Source organism: Altericroceibacterium endophyticum (genome assembly GCF_009827595.1).
GTDB lineage: Bacteria > Pseudomonadota > Alphaproteobacteria > Sphingomonadales > Sphingomonadaceae > Altericroceibacterium > Altericroceibacterium endophyticum.
In genome coordinates this window covers 194,398-220,481 of sequence record NZ_WTYT01000001.1, presented here as the reverse complement: position 1 = coordinate 220,481, position 26,084 = coordinate 194,398, and the positions used below count along the sequence as shown (strand labels likewise).

The window sequence follows — 26,084 nt, the reverse complement described above, 5'->3', positions numbered from 1 at the left end:
CAGACTTCCCTTTGCCCCAGCTTTCCCCTATATAAGCTGCATCATGTCAGACACTGCCCTTATGCCGATCCCGGGCCACACGGACCCGGTTCCCGTCGCGCGCGACATCACTCCACGTGAGGATGGCCGCATCGACCTGCTTGGTCTGCCCAAGTTCAGGATTACCGAGCTTTTTGCCGCTGCCGGGCTAGACGCCAAACAGGCCAAGCTGCGCGCGAAGCAGGTTTTTCACTGGATCTATCTGCGCGGGGAAACCGAATTTTCCGCCATGACCGATATCGGCAAAACCATGCGCCCCTGGCTGGAAGAACGATTTATCGTGGCCCGGCCAGATGTTGTGGAGGCTCAGCACAGTTCCGACGGAACCCGCAAATGGTTGCTGCGCACGCCCGATGGTCATGATTACGAAATGGTTTTCATTCCCGATGCCGATCGCGGAACCCTTTGTGTATCCAGCCAGGTAGGCTGCACGCTCAATTGCCGCTTCTGCCACACGGGAACCATGCGGCTGGTGCGCAATCTCACACCGGGCGAAATCGTTGGCCAGGTGATGCTGGCGCGCGACGAATTGGGCGAATGGCCCAAGGGCCGGATGGATATTGCCGCCGAGGAAAGCGAAGCGGAATATCGCGCCGATGGGCGCCTGCTCACCAACATCGTGATGATGGGCATGGGCGAACCGCTTTATAATTTCGACAATGTTCGCGATGCGCTGAAACTGGTGATGGATAATGAAGGCCTTGGCCTGTCGCGGCGCCGGATTACCTTGTCCACCAGCGGCGTCGTTCCCGCTATTGCTCGTTGCGGTGAAGAAATAGGTGTCAATCTGGCCGTCAGCCTTCACGCCGTACGCAAGGAAGTGCGCGACGAAATCGTTCCGATCAATCGCAAATTCGGGATCGAGGAATTACTGGAAGCCTGCGCGGCCTATCCCGGTGCCTCCAATGCCCGCCGCATCACCTTTGAATATGTCATGCTGAAAGACAAGAACGACAGTGATGCAGATGCGCATGAGCTGGTGCGATTGATCAAGAAATATGACTTGCCCGCCAAGGTAAACCTCATCCCCTTCAATCCCTGGGCAGGTGCACCCTATGAATGTTCCACACCGGAACGCATCCGCAGCTTCTCCAACATCGTGTTTGGCGCCGGCATCAGCGCTCCCGTCCGCACCCCGCGCGGGCGCGACATCGATGCCGCCTGCGGACAGCTGAAAACCACCGCCGAAAAGAAAAGCCGAGCTGAACTGGACCGGCTTGCTGCGGAAAAACAGGCAGCGCTGGACTGATCTTTTAAAGCCGAACCGCAATTTCAGCAGTTCAGCTTGCCGCAAACTCGGCTGCGATAAGCCTTGGGCTGTAAAATGCTCAATAAGGATGGAACGATATGAAGCCGCTCAATCGCTTTGGCGCACCGACGGCTCTGGCAGCCTTTGCCATGCTCATATCCCTCCCCTTGCCTGCGAATGCCCAGCCGATCGGCTGGGGCTCTTCGCAAATGGGCCCCACTGCTGGCCGATATCGCTCTGCTTGGCCAGAACGGCGCCGGTCACCTTCCCCCTCTGTGCGTGAGGGTAAAGTGTCGGTGGAACGCTTTGTCGCCGCAGACAAGCAGGACATGCTGGGACACGGCAAGATTGTCGTCACCAGCCTCACTGCCGACACAGGCCCAATGAATGACAAAGCGGTATATGAAGCTGCACTGATCGATCAGCTGGCGCGTCTGGGTTATGACACCGCGGTTCCTCAAGCATTTGAAAGCCGGACAGACACCCAGATTGCCGAAATCACTGTTTTTCGTGACATTGCGATTCCGGCTGAAGGAAAGCGCGATCCGATTTCAGGCGAGGCGGCAGTTTCTGTTTCCAATCGGGGAACCGGCTACGGGCTGGCGGTTAATGTTGACCTTACCAAGCCGGAAAAGGCGATGCTTTCGACCCGGATCGAAGTGCGTGTTCGCGATGCCAAAAGCAATGATGTGCTGTGGGAAGGCCGCGCCAGCATGCTCAGCCGCGAAGGATCGGAACAATACACCGAAAATGCCATCGCATCGCGCCTTGCCGATGCCTTGTTTTCAGAATTTCCCGTTGGCCCGGATGACAGCGTCGTAGAATAAGGCGCTATTGCGCCGCTGCATCATAATCATCGCGTGCTTGTGCGATGACCTGCCGATGCTCCACCGCCCATGCGCCAAGCTCACTGACCGGTTTCCATAGCGACCGTCCGATGTCGGTCAGCTCATAATCCACCCGCGGGGGAACGCTGGGCGTCACGGTGCGGCGCACCAGCCCATCACGTTCCAGCCCGCGCAAGGTGCGCGTCAGCATCCGCTGCGAGATCCCGTTAATGATCCGCCGCAATTCATTAAACCGCCGGGAGCCCTCGCCCAGACGAATAACGACCTGCATCGACCACTTGTCGCCAACCCGGGACAGAACGTCGGTCACGGCCGGACAGGCTCCGAAACTTTCCAGCGGGGTAGGAACATCGGTGTTCCTATCGCACATCGGTGTGCCTTCTTGCGGAAAAGGGGTAGCAGTATCCATATGCGCCTCAGTTACCTATAGATACTGGAGAAGTCACTTGAAAATCCTGCATATTGATAGCGCCACGACCGGAGCCAATTCTGTCACGCGTGAGCTGACTGCTGCCGCGACCGCACATTTCAAAGAAAAGAACAGCGATGCCGAAGTCATCTATCGCGATCTTGGTACCGAACCGCTCGCCCATCTGAACCCCATCACCACCGGCGCCATCCGCTTGCCGGAAGATGCGCAGGATGCCGATATGAAGGCCGCCTTCCCGTCAGAACGTGCCGTACTTGATGAATTCATGTCGGCAGATATCGTGATTATCGGCGCACCGATGTATAATTTCACCGTTCCCAGCCAGCTCAAGGCATGGATGGACCGTCTGGGCGTGCCGGGCGTGACGTTCAGCTATTCCGAAGCCGGCCCGGAAGGTCTTGCCGGGGGGCGCAAAGTCGTCATCCTGTCCTCCCAAGGCGGGGAGTATGAACAAGGCGGCGCAGCTGAACATCAGGAACAACTGCTCAAAGTGTTCTTCGGCTTTATTGGCGTTGATGACCTCTCCATCATCCGCGCAAACAAGATCGGCTATGGTCCGGAAGTCCGCGATGCGGCGATTGCCGATGCGAAGGCTGAAATCGCCAAGCTGTAACATCGACTGATCACAGCCACTGCGTAAAGGGCCTGGGGTGAAAACCCCGGGCCTTTTTTTGACGTCACTCCCCTTGAGACAATATACGTATCATTGTACGTATTATTCAAAATACACCATTGGGAGACACAAACCGTGATAGAGACGCCCCTTATTTCCTGTGATGATCACCTCGATCTCAACATGTTGCCCGCCAATGTCTGGTCGGACCGCCTGTCATCAAAATGGGGCGATCAGGTGCCGCATGTGGAAGAGCTGGAAAATGGCACGGCGCAATGGGTCTGCGGTTCGCAGCGCTGGGGCGGATGGGCCGGTAAGCCCTCCGGATTTTCAGGCCCCAAGCCGATCCACACCGCTTATGATCGCGGCGGCATTGAAGATGTGACCGAATTGCGCGCTGGCAATGCCGCTTTGCGCCTGCAGGATATGGACCGTGATCATGTGTGGGGGCATCTTGTCTTCGGCCCTGTCACCTCGATCAAGACGGATGATGAGCAGCTTATGCGGGATTGCTATGCTGCCTATAATGACTGGCTGCATGAAGATTTCTGCACGCATGCGCCCGATCGCCTGATCGGCGTCGCCATGCTACCGCCCCACCCCGAGCCCGCAATTGCCGAACTCAAACGCCTTGCCAAACGGGGCGGCGTAAAACAGGCCAATCTGCAAATTGCGGTTTGCGAACCACGGCTGGAAGATAAACGCTGGGAACCTTTGTTCGACTTACTCGAAGAAAGCGGCATCGTGCTCAGCTTTCATGTCACCGTTTTCCCTTCCGCCACCAAGGCCTTCGATAAATATAAAGGCTCAGCCGGGGCAACATTCCTGCATGCCAAAATGTTCATCGAACAATTTCTCGATCCCTTCGTGGATCTGTTTGCCTGGGGCATTCTGGAACGCCACCCCGGTCTCAAAATTGTCATCGCCGAAAGCGGTGTGGGCTGGGTCCCCTGGGTGGTCGAGGAACTCGATTATCGCCACTGGCGTCTCTGGGAATGCGCCGACTTCTGGGACGACAAGGGCGGCATTCCCCACAAGAAAAAACCGTCCGAGGTGTTTCGCAATCAGGTTTACGGAACATTCCAACAAAGCCCGACAGCCATGCGGCTTACCGAATTCTGGGGGCCGGAAAACCTCCTCTGGGCCAGCGATTATCCGCATCCCGATTCGATCTGGCCCAACAGTGAAAAAACCATCAGTGAAACGATGGCCCATATGAACCCCGACATGGTGCGCCAGATTGTCGGCGGCAACGCGGCGAAGCTGTATGGACTGGATCTCAGCAAGGCGACGGTAAAGGGCCGGCTTGCGATCGGGGATCAGGCGAGAGCTGCCTGACCCGGACATCGGGAGGGCAGAGAAAATCTGCTCGGTACAAACAAAAAGGGCGGCCTCGCGAGGCCGCCCTTTTTTCAACTCGGTTCTTCAGATCAGCCCTTTTTGAGCGACAGACCGCCAAAACGCTTGTTGAACTTGGCAACGCGGCCTCCTTCCTGAAGGCGCTGCTGTCCACCAGTCCAGGCCGGGTGACTCGTGGGGTCGATTTCCAGTGTCAGCGTATCGCCTTCTTTGCCCCAGGTGGAGCGCGTCTGGAATTCAGTACCATCGGTCATCTTAACCGTGATCATGTGGTAATCGGGATGGGTATCGGCCTTCATGGCGTAATGCTCCGTTTTGTCAGCCCGGTTCCGACCGGGACTTCGGACTTAAAGAAAGCGCGCCCTTAAAGCGCGCAGGCGCTGATGGCAAGCCCTCAGCTATCGGCAGGCGGATCGGCGATCATTGCCGTGAACTTCACTTCGCAGGTCGATTTGCCCTCGACGCTGGCCTTACCCCAGAATTTGCAAACCCGTGCGCGCTTCTGAACAAAGCCGACTTCGAGATCCAGCAAACAGCCAGGTTCCACAGGATTGCGGAACTTGGCCTCTTCAATCGCCATGAAATAAACCAGCTTGCCGCTGCCGGCGAGCTCGAGCGTTTCAATGGCCAGAATGGCGGCAGACTGCGCCAATGCTTCGATCTGAAGCACGCCGGGCATAATCGGACGACCGGGGAAATGCCCCTGAAAGAACTGCTCGTTGAAACTCACGGCTTTGAGCGCGTGGATACGTTCCCCAATCTCGAGGCTACGCACCTTGTCAACGAGCAGCAAGGGATAGCGGTGCGGCAGGGCACTGAGAATCTTGCCAATATCATAGGCGTTTACGCCGTTCTGCTCACTCATTGCCCTGACCTTCCCCTGTTCTTTTAGTCCTTAGCGGCCCTGAACCGGAGTTGCCGGCTGCTGCTCAGTCTGCTGCTGCTGTTGTTGTTGCTGCTGACGCACCGAACGCGGCACCCAGCCTTCGGGCGGAACAACCTGCACGCTGGGAACCAGCGCATTCAGTTCGTCAAGGACGCCCTGATTGAGATTGTAGGAATTGTCCGCATAGAGAATGTTATCGGGCGTAATCACCATCGTAACATTCTGCTTCTTCGCGGCATTTTCGATAGCGGTCGCAAGCTGATCGTTGATCTGCTCTTCGCCATAGGCCTGAGACAGCGACACCGGTGCGAGGATCTGCTGCAATTCGGCTTGTGCGCTCTGCTGCAATTGCTGAATCTGCTGAGCCTGCTGCTGCAAAGCGGCGCGATCGGCATTTGGGGCCTGGCTGTCAGCCTGGAGCTTTTCCACCATCGGCTGGATCTGCTGCTGAATCTGCTGACGGCGCGCATTGGCCTGATCGATCTGTGCCTTATATGTCGTCTGGCGCTGCTGCGCGGCAGTGCGATAGGCTGTGGAATTAGCCACAACCGCATCGACATTGACGACACCGATACCGTTGACGCTCTGGGCGGCGGCGGGCGCCATCACCATGGGAGCGGCCGAAGCGGTAAGCATAAGGCCCGCGGTAAGGACGGGTTTAAGTAGCTGTTTCATCAGAATTGCGTTCCCACATTGAATGAAAAGAGTTTGGTTTCATCGCCATATTCCTTGAGCAGCGGATAGGCGACATCGATCCGGAACGGGCCGAAGGGTGAATTCCAGTTTACGCCGAAGCCGACCGAAACACGCGGCATGGCGGTATTCCCGACAAACCGTTCCTCGAACGGCGATATAGTGCGTCCCAGAGCAGTGATATTATCCGGCAGCGTATCAACGTCCGGGCATACGATCACTTCGGATGTGTCATCTACAGTCTGACGGCACAGGTCCTGACCTTCTCTATTGCGCGAGGCGATGAAAACGCCATCCGGATAGGGTTTAGTCTCCGGTGTTGCGATATCAAATACAGAGCCCACATCGACGAATATCGACGGCCTGAGACCCATTTCGCGAGCGCCGGAACCGAGTGGAATTTCCAGCTCCAGATGGCCCAGATAGTAGGCGTTACCGCCCAGAGCGTCATCGGTGACAGACCGGTCATCAATATCAACTGGGACCAGATTATCATCGGCATCTGTGCGATACGGCAAACGAGCAATACGTGGACCTACTCCGCGAATATCAAAGCCGCGCATCTGCCCTTCGCCAAGGAAGAAACGGTCCGTCAGCAGCACGTCGCCATCGAGTCCGTAGACATAGCCGCCTTCGACTGATGTCGAGAAGATGAAGCCGCTACCAAGATTGAAATATTTGGCAGCCTGAGCGCGCGCCTTGAGGTATTTCACGTCCCCGCCAAGACCTGCAAAGTCCAGATTCAACGTGGCACTCTCACCGCGTGTTGGCCTTACCCGGCTATCCAGATTGCTATAGGCGAGCGATGCGCCGAGTATTGAGCTCAGTCGATTGCCCAAAGCATCACACAAATAGCGCCCGGCGAGCAGCGGCTCACACGTTTCAACACCGTTGTCATCCGTCGTGAAATAAGTCGACTTATCGAGAGTGATCTCATCGTAATTGAGCGTGTAGCGACCAATCGCGGTGAGATATTCGGTCAGCGGCACACCCGCGCGCAACTGCGCACCGGTGGTCGATTTTTCATAGGTGGCACTATTACGATCGTAATAGCCGTTGTTGTAATCACGGCGATAGATGTCGAGCCCGGCCGAGATGTTCTTGTCGAACACATAGGGTTCGGTGAAGCTGACCGACGCACTGCGCGAATAACGCGAGAAGTTGACGCTGGCGCCAACTGTCTGTCCCCGGCCACGGAAGTTGCGCTGCCGGATGGAACCCGAAATGATGAAGCTTTCAAGGCTTGAGAAACCAGCAGAAAGCGACAATTCACCTGTCGGCCGTTCCTGAACATTCGCCTCCAGGATAATCCGGTCCGGGGCACTGCCCTCACGCTGATCTATTTCAAAGTTTTCCTGGAAATAGCCGAGCGAATTGATGCGCGCAGTGGAACGCCGAACCGCCAGAGAATTGAACGCATCGCCTTCCGCAATACGGAATTCGCGGCGCACGACCTTATCCTGTGTCAGCGTGTTGCCGTTAACGTCCACCTGCTCGACATACACCCGCGGTGCTTCGTTAATGACGAAGCTGACGTCCATCGTCTCGTCTTCGGCATCGCGCGAGAATTGCGGGCGCACATCGGCAAAGGCATAGCCATAGGTGCCGGCCGTTTCGCTGAGCTGCTCAACCGTGTCTTCGACCAGCTTGGCATTGTACCAATCGCCTTCCTTCATCGGCAGGGCATTGGTCAGGCGGTCACTGTCGAAATCACGGATGCGGCTTTCCACGCCGACATCGCCGAATTTGTAGCGATTACCTTCTTCCACCACATAAGTGATGATGAAGTCTTCCTTGTCCGGTGTCAGCTCGGCAACGGCCGAAACCACACGGAAATCGGCGTAGCCTTCAGTCAGATAGAACTGACGCAGCTTTTGCTGGTCGAAAGCGAGACGATCGGGATCATAGCTGGTGCTGGAGCTGAAGGGACGGAACCAGCGTGCTTGCTTGGTGACCATCTCGCTGCGCAATTCGCCGTCACCAAATGCCTCATTCCCGAGGATATTGATCTGGCGAACCTTGGATTTGGGGCCTTCGGTAATTTCGAAGACGATATCCACGCGGTTCTGTTCAAGCTGAACCATCTGCGGTTCAACCGACGCAGCAAAGCGGCCCTGACGCTTATACAATTCGATGATCCGGGCCACGTCGGCACGAACCTTTGAACGCGTAAAGATCTGCCGTGGAGAAAGCTTGATCTCCGGCAGGATCTTGTCGTCCTTGAGCTTCTTGTTTCCTTCCAGGACGATCCGGTTGATCACCGGATTTTCCTGAATCTGAATGACCACGTCACCATCATTGTTGCGGATGCTGAAATCGGCAAACAATTCGGTGGCGGCCAGATCCTTCAGGGCCTGATCGGCCTTGGCCGCAGTGTAAGTCTCGCCAACCCTCAGCTGAATATAGCTCAGGATCGTCTGTGGTTCGAGACGCTGCGATCCTACTACGGTGAGGGAACGGATGGTGTCGCCTTGCGGCGCAGCCTCCGATTGCGCATCTGCCTCGGTCGTGGTTGCCGAGTCTGCATCCTGTGCCAAAGCGCCCATAGGCACCCCGGCAAGCATGGAGCAGCCGAGCAATGCAGCCGCATAGTGAGATGCTTTGATGGTATCCGCCTTACGGCTCATTTCCCGTCCAATCCTTGACACTTCCCGCCCCGGGTCGCGGCACCCGCTGCATTTACCGAGACGATGGATAACTCCATCGTCTGACGCATGAAAGGCGCCCTCTGCCTCAAGCAGCCAAACCGATCAAGCAAACATCCCCTTTGCATGGGCCGGCCACTCCAAATTTACTGACTCAACTACCGAATATCGGCAGCGAGATAACATCATTAACCGTGACGAACACCATCAGCGACAGCACAAAGGCTATGCCCAATCGGAACGCCCATTCCTGACTGCGGGCGCTGGCTGGCTTACGGCGAAGTGCTTCGGCCGCATAGAAAGCCAGGTGCCCACCGTCGAGCGCAGGGATTGGCAGCAGGTTAATGAATGCCAAGTTAATTGAAATTAACGCTGCGAAGGAGACGAATTGACGCCAGCCGAGACTCAGCTGCTCGCCAGAATATTTCGCGATCTTTATCGGACCGCCCAATTCATCCACCGGACGCCGCCCGGTGATAATCTGCCAAACCCCCTGCACCATCATCACCATGATGTCGCCCGTTTGTTTGAACGCCAGCGTGATCGCTTCGACCGGACCGACAGCAATTATTTCGCCGGGACTCGACCCAACGCCGAGCCGGCCCACCTGAAACTCATTACCGAATCGGTCCTGCTCCACCAAAGTCGGGATGGTGAAGCTGTATTCCTTCTGCGCTCCTTCGCGCTCAACCGTCAGATCGACATCCGTGCCCGGATTGGGAACCACTATATCGCGCAGTTCATCAAAGCTCTCGATCGGATCGCCATTCACCGCAATGACACGGTCGCCAATGTCGAGCCCCGCCTTCGCTGCCGCGCTGTCTTCCTGAACCAGCGCAATCACCGGAGGTATGTTCAGCTTGCCATAAGCGAAGTTGAAGGCCGCCAGAATACCGATGGCGATCAGTAGGTTGGTGACCGGGCCCGCCGCCACGATCAGGGCGCGTTGCCACAATGGCTGCGCCTGAAAGGTCTTCGCACGCTCCTGTTCCGGCAAAGCGAGCCATTCTTCACTGGGTTGGCTGGCCGGGTTCATATCCCCGGCGAATTGTACATATCCGCCCAGTGGCAGCGCTGAAATCTTCCAGCGCGTGCCCCGTTTGTCGGTTATGCCGAACAGCTCCTTGCCAAAGCCAATCGAAAAGGCGTCTGCACGCACGCCGCACCAGCGTCCGACGAGGTAATGTCCCAGCTCATGCAGCGTGACCAGAGGCCCCAGCACAAGCAGGAATCCCAGGATCCACATCCAGAAAGGAGGCGATTCGAACATGATCAGACGCGCTCCAGAATATCCGATGCGCGCCGCCGCGCATCGCGATCTATTGCCAGCACCTCTGCCAGCGTCGTCGGTGGTGGCGGCATGGCAGCGCTCAGCGCCTGTGCCACGAGTGCGGCGATTTCGGTGAAGCGAATGCGATCTGCCAGAAATGCCTCCACCGCGACTTCATTCGCCGCATTAAGAATCGCCGGAGCCGCCCCGCCCGCTTCTACCGCTTCCCGTGCGAGACGCGTTGCGGGAAAGCGGACTTCGTCAGGCGCCTCAAAAGTAAGCGAACCGATCTGGGCCAGATCAAGCCGGTCACACGGCGTATCCATCCGCTGCGGCCATGCCAGACAGGAGGCGATCGGCACGCGCATGTCGGACGGCCCAAGCTGAGCCAGAGTCGATCCGTCGCGATATTCAACCATGGAATGAACCACAGATTGCGGATGGACGATGATCCTCAGGCGGTCGAGCCCGACCGGAAAGAGATGATGCGCCTCGATAAATTCGAGGCCCTTATTCATCATCGTGGCCGAATCCACCGTGATCTTGGCACCCATGTCCCAATTGGGGTGTTTCAGCGCCTGCTCTCGTGTGGCAGCGTTTAATTGCTCGCTGCTCCAGCTGCGAAATGGTCCGCCACTTGCAGTGAGTGTAATAGAGCGGACTTCACGCGAACTATTGCCAGCAAGGCACTGAAAAATAGCGTTATGCTCTGAATCAGTCGGAAGGAGAGTCGCGCCGTTTTCAGCGACGGAGGACATCAGGATATCGCCAGCTGAGACCAGCGCTTCCTTATTGGCCAAAGCAATCGTCGTGCCCTGTTCGATGGCAGCCATGGTGGGTGCAAGGCCCGCGCAGCCGACTATGGCCGCAACCACCATATCCGCAGGTCTGGCCGCAGCATCGCATAATGCCGCCGCGCCACAGGCAATCTCCACATTGCTGCCCGAAAGCGCATCGCGCAGATCCGGCAAGCGCTTTTCATCGGATATGACCGCCAGTTCGGCATCAAATTCACGCGCCAATGAGGCAAGCTCATCCACCCGGCTATGCGCCGTAAGGGCAACAACGCGCCATTTGTCGCGATTGCGCCGGATGAGGTCCAGCGTCGAGCTGCCGATTGATCCGGTAGCCCCGAGTATCGAAATGGAGCGCTGAGTCATCACCACCCCTCGCTGAAGATAAGCCCGACGATCAACGCCACGGGGAGCAGACCGTCAATGCGGTCAAGCACACCGCCATGGCCGGGAATCAGCCGAGAGCTATCCTTGACGCCTGCCTTGCGTTTCAACCAGCTTTCGAGAAAATCGCCCGCCTGCGCCGCGATGGCCAACAAGGCGCCGCCAGCAAAAGCGTAAATCAGAAAATTGTAGTCGAAACCCTGAGCGGGCGATTGGGACAGCGAGGCAAATGCTGAGCGGATCACACTAACAACTGCGACCAGCCAGAGTCCGGATGCAATCATTCCGCCGCCCAGGCCTGCCCATGTCTTCGATGGGCTGATCGATGGGGCGATCTTCGGCCCGCCAATGGTACGGCCTGAAAAATATGCCCCCGTATCGGTCGCAATCACGGCCACAACGGTGACCACCAACATGAAGCGGGGCATCTGGATCAAGAGCGCTGCGGCGAGTCCGACATAGACAATAGCCGCCAGAACGCCGGCCAGCCGATAGGGAACATTGTCAGTCGCCTTGACGATCAAAACCACAAATTCGGCAATGCCCACAAATGCGACCGCTGCGATAAATCCCTGCAGCCACACCCCGCCAGCTGCCAATGCGCCGCCAGCCAGCGCCAGCATGACAACAGCCGAAGCAACACGTTTTGGCAGATCGGATGTGCGCACCTGCAGCGGCACATTCGCATAACGCCTCAAACGGTCACGCTTGCGCTCGGGCGTAAAATCAGCGTCCACCAAAGCGACGCTCCCGCCCGGCATATTCTGCCAAAGCCTGTTCCAGATGCTCGGGCGTAAAATCCGGCCACAACACATCGGTAAAATACAGTTCGGCATAGGCTGATTGCCACAGCAGAAAATTGGACAGACGGATTTCGCCGGAAGTCCGAATCACCAAATCGAGAGGGGGCAAATCAGCCGTGTCGAGATGGGCAGAAATGGTTTCGGTAGTGACCGCACCTTCTGCTGCTGCCTTGGCCGCCGCGCGTGCGATTTCGTGCTGAGAGCCGTAATTCAGAGCCACAGCGACGGTCCGGCTGCCATCAGCCGTACGCTCTAGTGCATCATCCAGCATGGCGACAATGTCAGGTTCCAGCGCCTGATAATCGCCGACAATCTTCAGCCTTACATCATTAGCGATGAATTCAGGCAGATCGCTTTTGATAAAATGCCGCATCAGCGACATCAAATCTTTCACTTCATCCTGCGGCCTTTTCCAGTTTTCCGAAGAAAAGGCATAGAGCGTGACGCAATCAAGCCCCATTGGACCAAGCGAGCGGATCAGACGGCGCACAGCCTCTACACCGCGGCGATGACCCATCGCGCGAGGCAGATGGTGGTGTTTCGCCCACCGCCCGTTGCCATCCATGATGATGGCGACATGGCGGGCGCCAAAATCCAGTTTCTCGCCCATATCCTCACCCGTCGCCATACCAACGACACCACCTCCGAATTGAGGCATGCCCTCAATCACTGGCTGAGGATTTCCTTTTCCTTCGCCTCGGAAGCGGAATCCGCTTCAGCGACAAACTTGTCGGTCAGTTTCTGAACTTCTTCTTCCAAACGCTTCCGGTCATCTTCGCCGATCTGCTTTTTCTTTTCGTCGTCCTTGAGCGCTTCCATACCGTCACGGCGCACATTGCGGATCGCGATCTTGGCCTTTTCGGAATATTGCCCGGCTAGCTTGGCCAGCTCCTTGCGGCGCTCTTCGGTCAGATCGGGAATCGGCAGACGAATGGTCTGACCATCAATCATCGGGTTGAGACCGAGCCCGGCATGAGCGATGCCCTTTTCCACCGGATTGATATTGCTCTTGTCCCATACCTGCACGGAAAGCATCCGCGGATCAGGTGCGGAAACCGTGGCTACCTGGCTCAGTGGCATCATCGCGCCATAGACTTCAACCTGAACAGGATCGAGCAGCGTCGTGTTTGCGCGGCCGGTGCGCAGACCTGCGAGATCGCTCTTCAGGCTGTCCACTGCGCCCTTCATGCGGCGTTCGATATCGCTTTTGTCGTATTTCGCCATGTGTCAGGCTTCCTCTTGTACTGTCGTCTGCACGCCTTCGCCCGCCAAGATGCGCGCGAGATTGCCCTTTTCGCGGATCGAGAAGACCACGATCGGGATAGCATTCTCACGGCAAAGCGCCACGGCGGCAGCGTCCATCACTTTAAGATTATCCGATAGCACTTTGCCATAGGATATTGTTTCGAAACGTTTCGCACCGGGTACTTTCTTGGGGTCACTGTCGTAAACACCGTCGACGCTGGTGCCCTTCAACAAGGCATCACAGCCCATTTCCGCAGCCCGCAAGGCCGCGCCCGTATCCGTTGTGAAAAATGGGTTTCCGGTGCCCGCGGCAAAAATCACCACCCGGCCCTTTTCCAAATGTCGTTCTGCACGGCGGCGAATGTATGGTTCGCATACTGTGGCCATCGGGATGGCCGATTGCACGCGGGTCTGCACACCCAGCTTCTCCAGCGCGTTCTGCATTGCCAGCGCGTTCATCACAGTCGCCAGCATGCCCATATAGTCCCCAGTCGTCCGATCCAGCCCCTTGGCCGCACCGGAAATCCCGCGAAAAATATTTCCCCCGCCGATAACCAGACAGATTTCCAGTCCGGTATCCTTCGCCGCCTTCACTTCTTCAGCCAGCCGCGCAACATATTCGGGATCAATGCCGAATTGCTGCTCTCCCATGAGCACTTCACCCGATAATTTTAGGAGGATGCGCTTTGAAGGAGTGTGCGGCATGAAAGACCTTATTGCAGCGATGATGGGGTATTCGCGTCCTTAGCGCCTTCACGCGGACACGCAAAGGGAAAGGCAAAATTTCCAATTCATGACCCGATAATACATCGCGGACAAAGTGATACGAAGAGCGTCAACGCAGGCGCCAAGGGTCAGGAACATGGAAAAACACAGCGCCGCGAACACAATTGACAGCCGCAGTGTCTTGATCCGGCAAGCGCTCTCATCTGCCGCCAGGACAACCACGAGCACGCCAGCAAATATCAGGGCCTTCACGAATCAGATCATGCCGAACAGAACCAACAGAGCAGCGGCGAACCGCTGTGCTGGACCGTTACCGGCGATATAAGCACGCTCATCACCGCAATCTTCAGCAGCGGCAACGCAAATGGTCCGATTAGCCAGCTCTTGCGACCTGTCAGAAAACCGACTCCAATCCAAAAAGTCTGCAAGCAAACAAAAAGCCGCCACTCCCGATGGGAGCAGCGGCTCTTGCTGTCGGACAGGCCGACAAACAGATCTGGCGATCAGCCTTTGACGGCGGCAGCGACTTCTGCTGCGAAATCGCTTTCTTCCTTCTCGATGCCTTCACCGAGCTGGAAGCGGACATAATCCTTCAGCACGATCGAAGAACCGGCTTCCTTGCCAGCCTTTTCGACGACCTGAGCGATCGGGGTCTTGTTGTCCATCACGAAAATTTGGCTGAGCAGAGCGTTTTCCTTGGCGAACTTGTTCACCGCGCCTTCAACCATCTTTTCCTGCACATTTTCGGGCTTGCCGCTTTCAGCAGCCTTTTCCGAAGCAATCGCGCGCTCGCGCTCGATCAGATCGGCGTCGAGGCCTTCTGCATTGAGAGCCTGCGGGAATGCTGCCGCGATGTGCATGGCGAGCTGCTTGCCCAGACCTTCGAGAACATCAGCCGGCGCTTCGCTTTCAAGCGCGACCAGCACGCCGATCTTGCCCAGTTCCGGGGTTACGGCGTTATGCATGTAAGGAACGATGACGCCCTTGGACACTTCAACCGTCTTCATGCGGCGGATCTGCTGGTTTTCACCAATCGTCGCGACATTGTTGGTCAGTGCTTCGGCAACAGTGCCACCAGTGGGATAGTCAGCCGCCTTGAGCGCTTCCACATCGTCGCTGGATACGGTCAGTGCCTGCTTGGTCACATTGGTGACGAAGTTCTGGAACTGTTCGTTCTTGGCAACGAAATCGGTTTCGGAATTGACTTCAACGGCAACACCCTTGGTGCCGGATACAGCCACGCCAACCAGGCCTTCAGCAGCCGTGCGGCTGGATTTCTTCTGTGCAGCAGCAAGACCCTTGGCACGCAGCGCATCAACTGCGGCTTCGACGTTGCCGTCGGCATCAGCCAGCGCTTTTTTACAATCCATCATGCCCGCGCCGGTTTTTTCGCGCAGGGCCTTCACGTCAGCGGCGGTATAAGCAGCCATCTGGAATACCTCTTTAATTTAGTCATTGCACCGAGCTTTCCGTAGCCCGTGGGCTTCGGTCGGCTCGGTGCGATAGGGGGTAAATATGCCCGTTCGGTTACGCTCAGGCCGAAGCGGCTTCACCCGCAGCAGCCGCGGTTTCTTCCGGCGGCGTGTCCATGGCACCGATATCGGCACCCGAATCGACGGTGCCGTCATTCGCACCCTTGGTGGCGGCCTGTGCGATCGCATCGCAATACAGGCGCACAGCGCGGCTGGCATCGTCATTTCCTGGAACCGGGAAGGAGATGCCCGAAGGATCGACATTGGTGTCGAGCACGCCAATCACGGGAATACCAAGAACGTTGGCTTCCTTGATGGCGAGTTCTTCCTTGTTCGCGTCGATCACGAACATCACGTCCGGAATGCCGCCCATGTCGCGGATACCGCCAAGTGAAAGTTCCAGCTTGTCACGCTCACGCGTCAGCTGAAGAATTTCTTTCTTGGTCAGACCAGCAGTGTCGCCCGACAGGCGCTCTTCGAGGGTCTTGAGGCGCTTGATCGACTGGGAAATGGTCTTCCAGTTGGTCAGCATGCCGCCGAGCCAGCGATGGTTGACGAAGTGCTGACCCGAAGCGCGAGCAGCTTCAGCGATCGGCTCTTGCGCCTGACGCTTGGTGCCGACGAACAGAACCTTGCCACCAGCGCGGACGGTTGCGGAAACGAAGTCAAGCGCGCGGGCCATGAGCGGCACCGTCTGTGACAGGTCGATAATGTGAACACCGTTGCGGGCGCCGAAGATATACGGCTTCATCCGCGGGTTCCAGCGATGGGTCTGGTGGCCAAAATGCGCACCGGCCTCAATCAATTGCTGCATCGTGACGGTAGGTGCCGCCATAAGTAAATTCCTTTCCGGTTAGACCTCTGGAAGACTTGGAACCCGTAGCGGTATCTCCCGCGTGGGCACCGGCATGTGCGCCTTCCATGTGGATTTGCCGCGAAACCTGCGATCGGGATTGATCGACAGATGTTGCGACTGGCGCGCCCTTAATGGGTATTCACCCAAAGATCCAGCGCAATTTCTATTCACCCGTCAACGCAGGCGATAATGCGGAGTAAATCCGAAACGGACCCAATCTGGATGCAGTTGTGGTGAGGACCGCTTGACATTGGAACATAGGGAGAACATATGTTCCAGAGCGAGGCCGATTGAAGTGCTGCGAAAACTTTAAACATGTTTTCCACAGCTACTCTAGCATTTTTGGCCGCCGAACCAAATTGGGGGGAATGAGATGATCGATTTTCTGATTGCTTGCCTATTTTGCGTTGCCGCCGGACTAAGCCTGACTGTGTGCTGGGCATCACTCAATGGCGCAATTGCCCAGGCATCCAGCTTGCGAAAGCAATTGCAGCAGCTGGATGAAATGGAGCAGAGCGCGCTTGTGCCGATGGCAAAGGAGCGCCCCGTGCATAAAGCCGTCAATCGCCCCACCCTGCCCGCAAAACCAGCCTGCGTCAGGAAACCGCGCCCTCGGCTTTACGCTGCCGCCTGACTTTCGAATAGCTCCACCAGCCGTACGGCATCAGCAACAGATAACCGACACATAATGCCGCGAGCGTCCACCACGGTTCGGTAAGCAAGGCAGCGAAGAGAATACCCGTTATCGCTATCGCCCCCAGTCGGAGATCACGCCGCGGCCGAATTGAGGTCCAGCTAAGCGTCGCCAGGTTCGAAATCATCAGGAATGCCATCAGCGCGACCCAGGCCGCGATGATGAGCGGTTCACGGAAGATCGGCTCGCCGCTGGCGATCCACAGATACATCGGCAAAAAGGCGAGCCCTGCTCCCAAAGGAGCGGGAACACCCGTCAGGAACCCGGCCGACTTATGCGGCTGGTGATCGACATCGATCTGCGCGTTGAAACGCGCCAGCCGCAAGGCACAGCAAATGGCAAAGGCAAGCGAAGCCAGCCAGCCAAAGCGGGGCAGATCCTGCAGCGACCACAAGAACAGGACGAGTGCTGGCGCCATTCCGAAACTGAGCGAATCCGCCAGACTGTCCAGCTCGGCGCCAAAACGTGACTGCGCCTTCAGCAAGCGCGCGATGCGCCCATCAATACCGTCGAGCAAGCCCGCCAGGATGATCGCGAAGACCGCCTTTTCCCAATCACCGACGATGGCAAAGCGAATTCCGGTCAGCCCGGAACACAGCGCAGCAGCCGTAATCGCGTTGGGAAGGACAGAGCGCAATTTAAGCCCTCCGCCGAGCCGGCGGGTCGCGGGAATCTCATCCTCGCTCGCCTTGGGACCTATGGGACCATATTGCTCGCTATTGGACGGCTCACTCATTGGGTTACACCCTCCAGCAACGCCTGCTTACCAGTTTCGGCGATCACGGTTTCTCCTGCGATCACTTTTTGGCCGAGCAGAACTTTCGACTCCGTACCTTTCGGCAAATACACATCAACCCGGCTGCCAAAACGGATCAGACCGACCCGCTGACCCGCCGCAACCATATCGCCGGTTTTGACACAGGGCACGATTCTGCGCGCCACCAGTCCGGCGATCTGCGTAAAGCCGATCGGGCTGCCATTGCCGGTTTCGATCAGAATGTGCTGCCGCTCATTTTCCTCGCTCGCTTTGTCGAGATCGGCATTCAGAAACTTGCCGGGAATATAAATCAGCCGCTTGATCGTACCGCCCATTGGCGCGCGATTAATATGCACATCGAAAACCGACATGAATATGGAAACCCTCGTTACAGGTTCCGTTCCAAGACCGCGGCCGCTAAGCACATCATCATGCTGCAATTCCACGGGGGGCAGAACTTCGCTGATCAGCGTTACCAGCCCGTCCGCAGGCGCCACAATCAGGGAATCGCCCTGCGGCACGACACGCTCTGGATCGCGAAAGAAAGCGAACACGCCCGCTGACAACATCAGCAACGGCCAGCCGACGATTTCCCAATCGAGCAACAATAAAAAAACAAGGCTGACCGCCACGGCGATCAGACCAAATTTGCGTCCTTCGGGGTGAATCGAGGGCCAAGTCCAGGCTGCCTCTCCGCGTCCCCGGTTATCCATAAGTTCTCCGGCCATCACCGACATTTACGCAGTCACAGCCAAGGCGACAAGCCGAAAGCGCGGATCATCACCGCCTATATGCCTGATCTGTCGGATGACGCCGCTCGGCCTATAGACCGATTGGCGCTCAACCAGCGTCGGCGTTTCAGCCTGCAACCCGAAACAGAAGGGTCCATGGACGGGCAATCAGCCAAGCCCATGATTCGAAATTTCAGAGGGGCGACGGTGGTGGACAGGGCTGGATTCGAACCAGCGTACGCTTGCGCGGGCAGATTTACAGTCTGCTGCCTTTAACCACTCGGCCACCTGTCCACACAGTCGCCGGAAACGGGAATGATCCCGTCGTCAGAACGCTTCCGAAAGAAGAAGCCGTCCGGCCGAGTGCGGCGCTCAATGGCGAAGCGGCGCTTGCCTGTCAATGGGGGTACTGGCAGGAGCGGGACAAATAAGGAGATTTCATGGCAAAAGGTAGTCAGAAGCGAGCATTGCGCGGTCGCGCAGGGCGCATGCAGGGTGGGCGCGGTTCTGGTCGCGCAAACCACGGCCATGTGCGGTTGTGGGGCCGTCATGCTGTGGAAGCAGCGCTTAAAAATCCGAATCGTCAGCACCACAAATTATGGGCGACGCGCGAAGCGATTGATTCGCTGGATGGTGAATTGCCGGAAGATTTCCCGGTGGAATATGCGGATGTCGCGGATCTGGCGCGACTCGTTTCACGCGATGCGCCGCATCAGGGACTGGTGCTGGAATGTCAGCCATTGGAAGAATTGCATCTCGATGACGTGCTTGAAGGCGATGCCGATCGCCCGATCATCGTCCTCGATCAGGTGACCGATCCACATAATGTGGGGGCGATTCTCCGCTCGGCGGCGGCTTTCAATGCAGCCGCGCTGGTCACGCAGGACAGGCATGCCCCGCCCGAAGGTGGCGTAATCGGCAAATCCGCTTCCGGGGCGCTGGAAAGCGTGCCGTGGATTCGCGTGGTCAATCTGTCCCGCGCCCTCGAACAAATGGCCGAGGCTGGATATTGGCGAGTCGGCCTTGCCGGCGAGGCAGAGGCAACATTTGAAGACGCTCTCGCTGCTGGCCCCATCGCTATCGTGCTGGGCGCGGAAGGCGAAGGTATGCGAGCCAATATCGCGGGCCATTGTGACGTTCTCGCCCGCTTGCCGATCAGTCAGGCGATGGAAAGTCTCAATGTCTCCAATGCAGCGGCTATCGCGCTCTATGCAGTCGCGACACGCCGCTAACCACTCTCGCGCACTCCAAGGACACAAAATGATGATATCGAGCCTGGCGCGCCGTTTTGCAGCGCCGACAGCGCTTCTGGCCAGCACTTGCCTGCTGTCCTCCTGCTTCTTGTCCCCGGGACAGTTTCAGTCGGAGCTGGACCTGCAAAAATCAGGCGCTTTCAGCTATTCCTATGACGGCGAAATCTATCTCCTCGCTCTGAGCAAACTCGCCGACCTTGCCGATGAGGCAGATTCATCGCGCGGAGAATTCATCGCCCAGCTTTGTTATGACGATGATTTCACCGAACGGCCTTGCAGCGAAGAAGAACTCGCTGAACAAAAACGCCAATGGGAAGAAGATCGCTCCGCCGCTCGTGCCGAGAAGAAAAAGGAAAGCGAAGCGGTGAGCGCCATGCTGGGCGGTGTCGATCCGGCCGACCCGGAAGCCGCCGAAGATCTGGCAGAGCGGTTGGAGCGTCAGAAAGGCTGGGACAAGGTCGATTATGTCGGCGATGGATTGTTCAATGTCAGCTTTCATATTGAAAGCGAGCTGACCCATGATTTTGTGTTCCCCACCTTTGAAGGCTTTCCGATGGGGAACGTCTTTGTCAGCGCCAATCTTCGAAAAGGGAACATAGTCCGCATCGATGCGCCCGGCTTCGCCAGTCAGGGTGGCGGCAATCCCATGGCAGGCCTGCTGACCGGAATGGCCGGCATGTTCGATGCGATGGGTGACGACGCAGAATTAGACACGCCGAACCTCCCGCAAATGGAAGGGACGTTGCGCATCACCACCAACGCGCAAATACTAGCCAACAATACGGATGCGGGGCCGCAGCCTGACGGACAAAATCAGTCGCTGGAGTGGGAAATCAATCGGCGTACAAAGTCCGCCCCGATGGCGCTGATCCAACTGGCAAAATGACGGGCTGATACGACGTTCAGCGCCTGTCCAAACGAGACATAAAAAAGGGCCGCTTCCCCAGGGGAAGCGGCCCTTTTTAATACCAGCCACGAGGCAAGTAGCCGGTATTAGGAATCAACCTTAGTTGACGGCGTCTTTAAGACCCTTACCCGCCTTGAATTTCGGCTGGGTGGATGCCTTGATCGTCATCGGTTCACCGGTGCGCGGATTGCGGCCGGTCGAAGCCTTACGTTTGGCGACAGAGAATGTGCCAAAGCCGACGAGACGTACTTCATCACCCTTGGCGAGTACGCCGGAAATCGTGTCGAACACGCCTTCTACAGCCTTGGTTGCGTCGTTCCGTGAAAGGCCGCTTGCATCAGCAACGGCACCGATCAGTTCGTTCTTGTTCATTACCGGAAAACCCCCTCAATCAATATCTGAGTCTGTGTTTTGAATCGCCTCGCGATGCGAAGGAATTGAGCGAGTTTTACCGCTCCTGTCAAAGACAAAGGGACGCAAGACCGGGCTTTTCTGGTGTTTTTCCCCTCCAAACGATGAAATGAGCGATTTGATCGACGGAGTGGGGCCGAAAGTTAACGTAAATTAACCCTCATGCACCACTCCATAGAATCAGTGTGCGGTCGTGCCGGAGGCGCTTGCGACGGTCGTTGGAGCAGGCTGACTGGCCAGATCATCCGCCTCAGTCCATTCGATAGGCTGAGGCTGAGCGGTCAAGGCATGCTCCAGAACCTGGTCAACATGCGACACCGGAATGATCTCCAGACCTTCTTTCGCATTGGCCGGAATTTCAGCCAGGTCTTTCTCATTCTCCTGCGGGATCAGAACCGTAGAAATGCCCCCGCGCAACGCCGCGAGCAGTTTTTCCTTCAATCCGCCAATCGGCAGCACCCGGCCTCGCAGCGTGACCTCACCCGTCATGGCCACATCAGGCCGTACAGCAATGCCAGTCAGCGTGGACACGATCGATGTCACCATCCCGATCCCCGCGCTGGGTCCATCCTTGGGCACAGCGCCCTCAGGCAAGTGGATATGGATATTCTTACGCTGGAAAATCGAGGGCTTGATACCATAGGCAGGGGCCCGCGCTTTCACGAAACTGAAGGCGGCCGCGATGGATTCATTCATCACTTCGCCCAGCTTACCAGTGGTTTTCACCTCTCCCTTGCCCGGGGTGGTGACACTTTCGATGGTGAGAAGCTGGCCGCCCACTTCGGTCCAGGCCAGGCCCGTGACGGCACCAACCTGCGCCTCTTCTTCAGACATATCGTGCCGGAATTTGCGCACACCAGCGAATTCGCCGAGGTTTTCCGGTGTGATAGTGACGGAAGTGACAGACTTCTCGAGGATCTTGCGCAGGCTTTTCCGCGCCAGACCCGCGATTTCACGTTCCAGCGTACGAACACCGGCTTCCCGCGTGTAAAACTGGATGAGATCGCGCAGGCCATCAGTGGTGAGCTCGAACTCGCCTTCCTTCAGGCCGTGCTGCTCAATCTGCTTGGCGATCAGATGCCGTTCGGCAATCTCGACCTTTTCATCTTCCGTATAGCCTTCCAGCCGGATGATCTCCATCCGGTCGAGGAGCGGCTGCGGAAGGTCGAGGCTGTTTGCCGTGCAGACGAACATGATTTCAGACAGATCGATATCCAGTTCCAGATAATGGTCCTGGAATTTGGAGTTCTGTTCGGGGTCCAGCACTTCAAGCAATGCCGATGCTGGATCACCGCGGAAATCCTGTCCAAGCTTATCGATTTCATCCAGCAGGAACAGCGGATTGCTGGTACCGGCCTTCTTCAAATTGGTAACGATCTTGCCCGGCAGCGAACCGATATAGGTCCGGCGATGGCCGCGAATTTCAGCTTCATCGCGCACACCGCCCAGCGACTGACGAATGAATTCGCGCCCCGTCGCATTGGCAATCGATTTACCGAGGCTGGTCTTGCCGACACCCGGAGGGCCAACCAGACACAGGATCGGGCCTTTGATCTTGTTGGTACGGGCCTGCACCGCCAGATATTCGACGATCCGGTCCTTCACCTTGTCGAGCGCGTAGTGATCTTCATCAAGGATCGCCTGAGCCTTGGGCAGATCTTTCTTCAAGCGCGACTTTTTGCCCCAGGGAAGCCCCAGCAACACATCCAGATAATTCCGGATCACGGTCGCTTCGGCGCTCATCGGCTGCATGCTTTTGAGCTTTTTAAGCTCGGTCTGAGCCTTTTCCTTGGCTTCCTTGGAAAGCTTGAGTGTCTCGATCTTTTCCTGAAGTTCGGCAATTTCATCGCCAGCTTCTTCATCGCCGCCCAGTTCCGACTGAATCGCCTTCAATTGTTCGTTGAGGTAATATTCGCGCTGCGTCTTTTCCATCTGCCGTTTGACACGGCCGCGGATCTTACGCTCCACCTGAAGTACGGAAAGCTCCCCTTCCATGAAGGAAAAGACCATTTCCAACCGCTTCAGCGGGGAAGGTTCATTCAGCAATTCCTGCTTGTCAGAGACTTTGGCGCCCAGATTGGCGGCAATCGTATCGGCCAGCTTGCCGGCATCGTCGATCGACGCCAGTTCGCCTTCCAGCTCTTCGGGCAGCTTCTTGTTGAGCTTGGCATAATCGGCAAACTGATCCAGCGCACTGCGCATCATCGCGGCGACTTCATTACCGGAGGCAGTTTCCGGTTCCTGCATATCAACCTGAGCAACCACCAGGCCGCCTTCCTCGCCAAGCGAGGAGATCGATGCGCGCTGCTGCCCTTCGACCAGCACGCGCACCGTGCCGTCAGGCAGTTTCAGCATCTGCAGAACCTGCGCCGAAACGCCGTTATCGAACAGGTCTTCACGCTTCGGGTCATCGCAGCCGGGATCGCGCTGAGCGACGAGGAAGATTTCCTTGGAGCCTTCCATTGCCGCTTCCAGCGCAGCCACAGATTTTTCGCGTCCCACGAAAAGCGGCACAACCATGCCTGGGAACACGACGATATCGCGCAGGGGAAGGAGAGGCAGTAACTTCATAAAAATTCCAGATCCGTTCATTCTCAGGCACCGCACAATCAGGCGCGGCGCCGGGCTTTGACGGGAATATGGGGACAGCCCCTTCACTCCGCAATGCCGGTGCGCCACCTAGGCTGGGGGTCAGCAGAGACCCCGGCGCGATATCACAGGTGTATTCGGCTCAACCAAAACCGGGGAAATTGAAGCCCGGCGGCAGGCCCATACCCTGCTGCGCCTTGCCCATTTCATCACCGGCAACCTGATCAGCCTTGGCCCGTGCATCGTTGAAAGCAGCCGTGACGAGGTCTTCGAGCATCTGCTTTTCTTCCAGCTTCATCAGGCTGTCATCAATGGCGACACCCAGCATACGGCCCTTGGCGGTGCAGCGGATTTTCACCAAACCACCACCCGATGTGCCCTCAACCTCAATCGAATCGAGCTTGGTCTGGGCGTCGTTCATCTGCTTCTGGATGGTTTCAGCAGCCTGCTGGGCCGCCTGCATCATTTCTTCCATGCTCTTCATGCGCGTTTACTCCAATTTCCCGGGCCGGTTACGGCCTCGTCATTGTCTATCATTTCAGCATCGGGGAAGGCTTTGAAAGCCGCTTCCACTAAGGGGGAATGGCGAATGCGGTGCTGCTCTTCCGCCTTGGCGGTTTCCTGCACTTCGCGCAGGCTGGGCTGCCCTTCGACCTCGCCCTTTTCAACATGCCAGCGCTCACCTGTGGCGCGGGTCAGCGCATCGCGGATCAGCGTGGTTGGATCATCCGGAAAGCCCGGTGTCAGGCTATAGATCAACCGTTCAGGCGTCAGTTCGATCACCCGGACCCAGTCCCGCATGGTTTGCCAGGCCCGCAATTCGCCGGATTGTTCGACCTGATCGAGCAAGGTCTGCCAATCCATACGCGGCGCAGGCGGTGTCATCTGCACGGCCGAATTGCCATTTGCACCGTCACCCGGCGTGGCGGCAGCAGCAGAAATCCCCTGCGCAGCCATTTCTTCCAGCTTTTTCACCAACTGGCCGGGGTCGGGCATGTCAGAAGCATGCAGCACGCGCAGCAACGCCATTTGCAGCGATACCAGTGGATCAGGCGCAGCGCGCACTTCCTCATGCCCCTTGAGCAGCAATTGCCATAAGCGATGCAGTTGCCCGGCGGAGAGTTTTTCCGCCCATTGCTCAACCGCTTCGCGTTCTTCCAATGTCGGAGCGTTTTCGGCCGATCCGGCAATTTGCGCGACGGTGATCTTATGCGTCAGATCCATGATCCCGCGCATAAGCGCGAGCGGCTCAACGCCTAGCGAATATTGCCGCGCAATATCCTCCAGCAGCGGCTTTGGCTGCGCCTCCAGCAAAGCGGCGAACAGTCTGCGCTGCGCGCCCTTATCCGCCAGGCCCAGCATATCGCGGACACGGTCCGCCGTGACCATGCCATGTTCGCCCTGCTCCGCATCCAGATCAGCATGCGCAATGGCCTGATCCAGGATCGACAGCCCATCGCGCACCGATCCCTCAGCAGCGACGGCGACCATATTCAGCGCTTCTTCCTCAGCCTCCACCTCTTCGCGGCGGCAAATGCTGGCAAAATGATCACGCAGCATGGGCGTGGGAATGCGCCGCAGGTCAAAACGCTGCGTCCGGCTGAGCACCGTGACGGGCAGCTTGTCCACCTCAGTCGTGGCAAACAGGAATTTCACATGAGCCGGCGGCTCTTCCAGTGTCTTCAGCAAGGCGTTGAAAGCGTTGCGCGACAGCATGTGAACTTCGTCGATAATATAGATTTTGTAGCGGGCAGAGACCGCCGAATATCGCACCGCCTCAATGATTTCGCGCACATCGTCGACGCCGGTATGGCTGGCGGCATCCATTTCGATAACATCGATATGGCGCCCCTCGGCAATCGCGCGACAGGGTTCGCATACACCGCAAGGGTCGATGGTCGGGCCGCCCTGCCCATCCGGCCCCACGCAGTTCAACGCTTTGGCAATCAGACGCGCGGTGGAGGTTTTGCCCACCCCGCGAACACCGGTCATCAAAAAGGCATGCGCCAGCCGGTCGCGCTCTATCGCGTTGGCGAGCGTGCGCACCATCGGTTCCTGACCGATCAGTTCGGAAAAGGTTTGCGGGCGATATTTGCGCGCCAGGACGCGATAAGGCTGCGCCGGAGCCACATTTTGGGCGGCGCCATCCATTTGCGGTTGAGCCGCTACAGGTGCGTCTGACGCCGCTGCCTGCATGGTTGGTGCTGGCGCAGGCGCTGGTTCCGATACCGAATTTCCGGCATCGGGCGCTGCAGGCATGTCGCCACCGCCAAACAAAGCCGATTGCCCGGCCTCTTCCAGTTCGGTTGCGCTTGGGCGCTGTTCTGGCGTCTCGCCATCCCTATCGATTTCCCAGGGAGGCTGATCGCCGGGTGTGTTTCCGGAATCATCCATGCCCCCTAGTTAGGGACTTGGCTCACGCTTGTCAGC

25 protein-coding genes and 1 tRNA gene are annotated in these 26,084 nt (G+C 57.4%); 6 read left to right on the top strand and 20 right to left on the bottom strand.

The window, feature by feature from the left end; translation table 11 throughout:
- The first annotated feature begins 43 nt into the window (after positions 1 to 43).
- Complete coding sequence (gene rlmN, locus GRI91_RS01095) at positions 44 to 1,288, top strand: dual-specificity RNA methyltransferase RlmN (RefSeq protein ID WP_160734793.1); 1,245 nt, start codon at positions 44 to 46, stop codon at positions 1,286 to 1,288.
- 98 nt (positions 1,289 to 1,386) lie between these two features.
- Positions 1,387 to 2,115 (top strand): DUF4136 domain-containing protein, encoded by a 729-nt coding sequence (locus GRI91_RS01090; RefSeq protein ID WP_160734792.1) that lies wholly within the window; start codon positions 1,387 to 1,389, stop codon positions 2,113 to 2,115.
- Between the two features lie 4 nt (positions 2,116 to 2,119).
- Here the strand turns inward: GRI91_RS01090 and GRI91_RS01085 are convergent, their stop codons facing one another.
- The gene (locus tag GRI91_RS01085) at positions 2,120 to 2,545 is read right to left on the bottom strand and encodes a winged helix-turn-helix transcriptional regulator (protein WP_237437583.1); all 426 of its coding nucleotides are present in this window, start codon (positions 2,543 to 2,545) and stop codon (positions 2,120 to 2,122) included.
- Between the two features lie 37 nt (positions 2,546 to 2,582).
- Here GRI91_RS01085 and GRI91_RS01080 point away from each other — a divergent pair, with 37 nt between their 5' ends.
- Both GRI91_RS01080 and GRI91_RS01075 read left to right on the top strand, forming a co-directional pair.
- Positions 2,583 to 3,179: an FMN-dependent NADH-azoreductase gene (locus tag GRI91_RS01080; RefSeq protein WP_160734791.1), complete on the top strand. Its 597-nt coding sequence runs from the start codon at positions 2,583 to 2,585 to the stop codon at positions 3,177 to 3,179.
- 135 nt (positions 3,180 to 3,314) lie between these two features.
- Positions 3,315 to 4,517, top strand: coding sequence for an amidohydrolase family protein (locus tag GRI91_RS01075; RefSeq protein ID WP_337190294.1), 1,203 nt, complete (start codon positions 3,315 to 3,317; stop codon positions 4,515 to 4,517).
- 92 nt (positions 4,518 to 4,609) lie between these two features.
- On the opposite strand, the gene rpmE is transcribed toward GRI91_RS01075, so the two are convergent.
- The 15 genes from rpmE to GRI91_RS01000 all read right to left on the bottom strand — a co-directional run bounded on the left by rpmE (position 4,610) and on the right by GRI91_RS01000 (position 18,788).
- Complete coding sequence (gene rpmE, locus GRI91_RS01070) at positions 4,610 to 4,837, bottom strand: 50S ribosomal protein L31 (protein ID WP_160734790.1); 228 nt, start codon at positions 4,835 to 4,837, stop codon at positions 4,610 to 4,612.
- A 95-nt stretch (positions 4,838 to 4,932) separates the two neighbouring features.
- Positions 4,933 to 5,403 (bottom strand): 3-hydroxyacyl-ACP dehydratase FabZ, encoded by a 471-nt coding sequence (gene fabZ, locus GRI91_RS01065; RefSeq protein WP_160734789.1) that lies wholly within the window; start codon positions 5,401 to 5,403, stop codon positions 4,933 to 4,935.
- 30 nt (positions 5,404 to 5,433) lie between these two features.
- Positions 5,434 to 6,099, bottom strand: coding sequence for an OmpH family outer membrane protein (locus tag GRI91_RS01060; protein WP_160734788.1), 666 nt, complete (start codon positions 6,097 to 6,099; stop codon positions 5,434 to 5,436).
- Complete coding sequence (gene bamA / locus GRI91_RS01055; protein ID WP_160734787.1) at positions 6,099 to 8,744, bottom strand: outer membrane protein assembly factor BamA; 2,646 nt, start codon at positions 8,742 to 8,744, stop codon at positions 6,099 to 6,101. Before bamA ends, GRI91_RS01060 begins: the two co-directional genes overlap by 1 nt.
- Positions 8,745 to 8,916: 172 nt before the next feature.
- On the bottom strand, positions 8,917 to 10,032 hold the full coding sequence (gene rseP / locus GRI91_RS01050; RefSeq protein WP_202385387.1) for an RIP metalloprotease RseP: 1,116 nt from the start codon (positions 10,030 to 10,032) through the stop codon (positions 8,917 to 8,919).
- Between the two features lie 2 nt (positions 10,033 to 10,034).
- On the bottom strand, positions 10,035 to 11,192 hold the full coding sequence (locus tag GRI91_RS01045) for a 1-deoxy-D-xylulose-5-phosphate reductoisomerase (protein WP_160734786.1): 1,158 nt from the start codon (positions 11,190 to 11,192) through the stop codon (positions 10,035 to 10,037).
- A complete protein-coding gene (locus tag GRI91_RS01040) occupies positions 11,192 to 11,947 on the bottom strand; it encodes a phosphatidate cytidylyltransferase (protein ID WP_337190293.1) in 756 nt (251 codons plus the stop codon). The genes GRI91_RS01045 and GRI91_RS01040 overlap by 1 nt, the downstream gene beginning before the upstream one ends.
- Entirely contained in the window at positions 11,937 to 12,623 is a 687-nt protein-coding gene (uppS, locus tag GRI91_RS01035) for a polyprenyl diphosphate synthase (RefSeq protein WP_160735315.1), read from the bottom strand. Before uppS ends, GRI91_RS01040 begins: the two co-directional genes overlap by 11 nt.
- A gap of 56 nt (positions 12,624 to 12,679) precedes the next feature.
- Entirely contained in the window at positions 12,680 to 13,237 is a 558-nt protein-coding gene (frr, locus tag GRI91_RS01030) for a ribosome recycling factor (protein WP_160734784.1), read from the bottom strand.
- A 3-nt stretch (positions 13,238 to 13,240) separates the two neighbouring features.
- On the bottom strand, positions 13,241 to 13,963 hold the full coding sequence (pyrH, locus tag GRI91_RS01025) for a UMP kinase (RefSeq protein WP_160734783.1): 723 nt from the start codon (positions 13,961 to 13,963) through the stop codon (positions 13,241 to 13,243).
- Positions 13,964 to 14,487: 524 nt separating this feature from the next.
- Positions 14,488 to 15,414 (bottom strand): translation elongation factor Ts, encoded by a 927-nt coding sequence (tsf, locus tag GRI91_RS01020; RefSeq protein ID WP_160734782.1) that lies wholly within the window; start codon positions 15,412 to 15,414, stop codon positions 14,488 to 14,490.
- Positions 15,415 to 15,517: 103 nt separating this feature from the next.
- Entirely contained in the window at positions 15,518 to 16,291 is a 774-nt protein-coding gene (gene rpsB / locus GRI91_RS01015) for a 30S ribosomal protein S2 (protein ID WP_160734781.1), read from the bottom strand.
- A 617-nt stretch (positions 16,292 to 16,908) separates the two neighbouring features.
- Positions 16,909 to 17,742, bottom strand: a complete 834-nt coding sequence (locus tag GRI91_RS01010) for a CDP-alcohol phosphatidyltransferase family protein (protein ID WP_160734780.1) — start codon at positions 17,740 to 17,742, stop codon at positions 16,909 to 16,911.
- Complete coding sequence (locus GRI91_RS01005) at positions 17,739 to 18,491, bottom strand: phosphatidylserine decarboxylase (protein ID WP_160734779.1); 753 nt, start codon at positions 18,489 to 18,491, stop codon at positions 17,739 to 17,741. The genes GRI91_RS01010 and GRI91_RS01005 overlap by 4 nt, the downstream gene beginning before the upstream one ends.
- Before the next feature lie 211 nt (positions 18,492 to 18,702).
- Positions 18,703 to 18,788, bottom strand: a tRNA-Tyr gene (locus tag GRI91_RS01000).
- Positions 18,789 to 18,934: 146 nt separating this feature from the next.
- Between GRI91_RS01000 and rlmB the strand changes: the two genes are divergently transcribed.
- Together rlmB and GRI91_RS00990 are read left to right on the top strand one after the other, a co-directional pair.
- Complete coding sequence (rlmB, locus tag GRI91_RS00995; RefSeq protein WP_160734778.1) at positions 18,935 to 19,726, top strand: 23S rRNA (guanosine(2251)-2'-O)-methyltransferase RlmB; 792 nt, start codon at positions 18,935 to 18,937, stop codon at positions 19,724 to 19,726.
- A 28-nt stretch (positions 19,727 to 19,754) separates the two neighbouring features.
- Positions 19,755 to 20,633 (top strand): hypothetical protein, encoded by an 879-nt coding sequence (locus GRI91_RS00990; protein ID WP_237437582.1) that lies wholly within the window; start codon positions 19,755 to 19,757, stop codon positions 20,631 to 20,633.
- Between the two features lie 120 nt (positions 20,634 to 20,753).
- Here the strand turns inward: GRI91_RS00990 and GRI91_RS00985 are convergent, their stop codons facing one another.
- The 4 genes from GRI91_RS00985 to GRI91_RS00970 form a co-directional block, all read right to left on the bottom strand.
- The gene (locus GRI91_RS00985) at positions 20,754 to 21,026 is read right to left on the bottom strand and encodes an HU family DNA-binding protein (RefSeq protein WP_160734777.1); all 273 of its coding nucleotides are present in this window, start codon (positions 21,024 to 21,026) and stop codon (positions 20,754 to 20,756) included.
- Positions 21,027 to 21,245: 219 nt separating this feature from the next.
- On the bottom strand, positions 21,246 to 23,636 hold the full coding sequence (gene lon, locus GRI91_RS00980) for an endopeptidase La (protein ID WP_160734776.1): 2,391 nt from the start codon (positions 23,634 to 23,636) through the stop codon (positions 21,246 to 21,248).
- Positions 23,637 to 23,796: 160 nt separating this feature from the next.
- Positions 23,797 to 24,138, bottom strand: a complete 342-nt coding sequence (locus GRI91_RS00975; protein WP_160734775.1) for a YbaB/EbfC family nucleoid-associated protein — start codon at positions 24,136 to 24,138, stop codon at positions 23,797 to 23,799.
- Positions 24,135 to 26,048 carry a DNA polymerase III subunit gamma/tau gene (locus GRI91_RS00970; protein WP_160734774.1) on the bottom strand — a complete coding sequence of 638 codons (1,914 nt, stop codon included), beginning with the start codon at positions 26,046 to 26,048 and terminating at the stop codon, positions 24,135 to 24,137. The genes GRI91_RS00975 and GRI91_RS00970 overlap by 4 nt, the downstream gene beginning before the upstream one ends.
- Between the last annotated feature and the right edge of the window lie 36 nt (positions 26,049 to 26,084).

Bases quoted from the DNA above. Each gene is read 5' to 3' on its own strand.
- uppS (WP_160735315.1), bottom strand. From the start codon at position 12,623: ATGGGCGAGAAACTGGATTTTGGCGCCCGCCATGTCGCCATCATCATG.
- tsf (WP_160734782.1), bottom strand. From the start codon at position 15,414: ATGGCTGCTTATACCGCCGCTGACGTGAAGGCCCTGCGCGAAAAAACC.
- GRI91_RS01005 (WP_160734779.1), bottom strand. From the start codon at position 18,491: ATGGCCGGAGAACTTATGGATAACCGGGGACGCGGAGAGGCAGCCTGG.
- fabZ (WP_160734789.1), bottom strand. From the start codon at position 5,403: ATGAGTGAGCAGAACGGCGTAAACGCCTATGATATTGGCAAGATTCTC.
- rlmN (WP_160734793.1), top strand. From the start codon at position 44: ATGTCAGACACTGCCCTTATGCCGATCCCGGGCCACACGGACCCGGTT.
- GRI91_RS01045 (WP_160734786.1), bottom strand. From the start codon at position 11,192: ATGACTCAGCGCTCCATTTCGATACTCGGGGCTACCGGATCAATCGGC.
- pyrH (WP_160734783.1), bottom strand. From the start codon at position 13,963: ATGCCGCACACTCCTTCAAAGCGCATCCTCCTAAAATTATCGGGTGAA.
- GRI91_RS01085 (WP_237437583.1), bottom strand. From the start codon at position 2,545: ATGGATACTGCTACCCCTTTTCCGCAAGAAGGCACACCGATGTGCGAT.
- GRI91_RS01010 (WP_160734780.1), bottom strand. From the start codon at position 17,742: ATGAGTGAGCCGTCCAATAGCGAGCAATATGGTCCCATAGGTCCCAAG.
- GRI91_RS00990 (WP_237437582.1), top strand. From the start codon at position 19,755: ATGATGATATCGAGCCTGGCGCGCCGTTTTGCAGCGCCGACAGCGCTT.
- rpmE (WP_160734790.1), bottom strand. From the start codon at position 4,837: ATGAAGGCCGATACCCATCCCGATTACCACATGATCACGGTTAAGATG.
- GRI91_RS00975 (WP_160734775.1), bottom strand. From the start codon at position 24,138: ATGAAGAGCATGGAAGAAATGATGCAGGCGGCCCAGCAGGCTGCTGAA.
- GRI91_RS01060 (WP_160734788.1), bottom strand. From the start codon at position 6,099: ATGAAACAGCTACTTAAACCCGTCCTTACCGCGGGCCTTATGCTTACC.
- lon (WP_160734776.1), bottom strand. From the start codon at position 23,636: ATGAAGTTACTGCCTCTCCTTCCCCTGCGCGATATCGTCGTGTTCCCA.
- GRI91_RS00970 (WP_160734774.1), bottom strand. From the start codon at position 26,048: ATGGATGATTCCGGAAACACACCCGGCGATCAGCCTCCCTGGGAAATC.
- GRI91_RS01090 (WP_160734792.1), top strand. From the start codon at position 1,387: ATGAAGCCGCTCAATCGCTTTGGCGCACCGACGGCTCTGGCAGCCTTT.
- rlmB (WP_160734778.1), top strand. From the start codon at position 18,935: ATGGCAAAAGGTAGTCAGAAGCGAGCATTGCGCGGTCGCGCAGGGCGC.
- GRI91_RS00985 (WP_160734777.1), bottom strand. From the start codon at position 21,026: ATGAACAAGAACGAACTGATCGGTGCCGTTGCTGATGCAAGCGGCCTT.
- rpsB (WP_160734781.1), bottom strand. From the start codon at position 16,291: ATGGCGGCACCTACCGTCACGATGCAGCAATTGATTGAGGCCGGTGCG.
- frr (WP_160734784.1), bottom strand. From the start codon at position 13,237: ATGGCGAAATACGACAAAAGCGATATCGAACGCCGCATGAAGGGCGCA.
- bamA (WP_160734787.1), bottom strand. From the start codon at position 8,744: ATGAGCCGTAAGGCGGATACCATCAAAGCATCTCACTATGCGGCTGCA.
- rseP (WP_202385387.1), bottom strand. From the start codon at position 10,032: ATGTTCGAATCGCCTCCTTTCTGGATGTGGATCCTGGGATTCCTGCTT.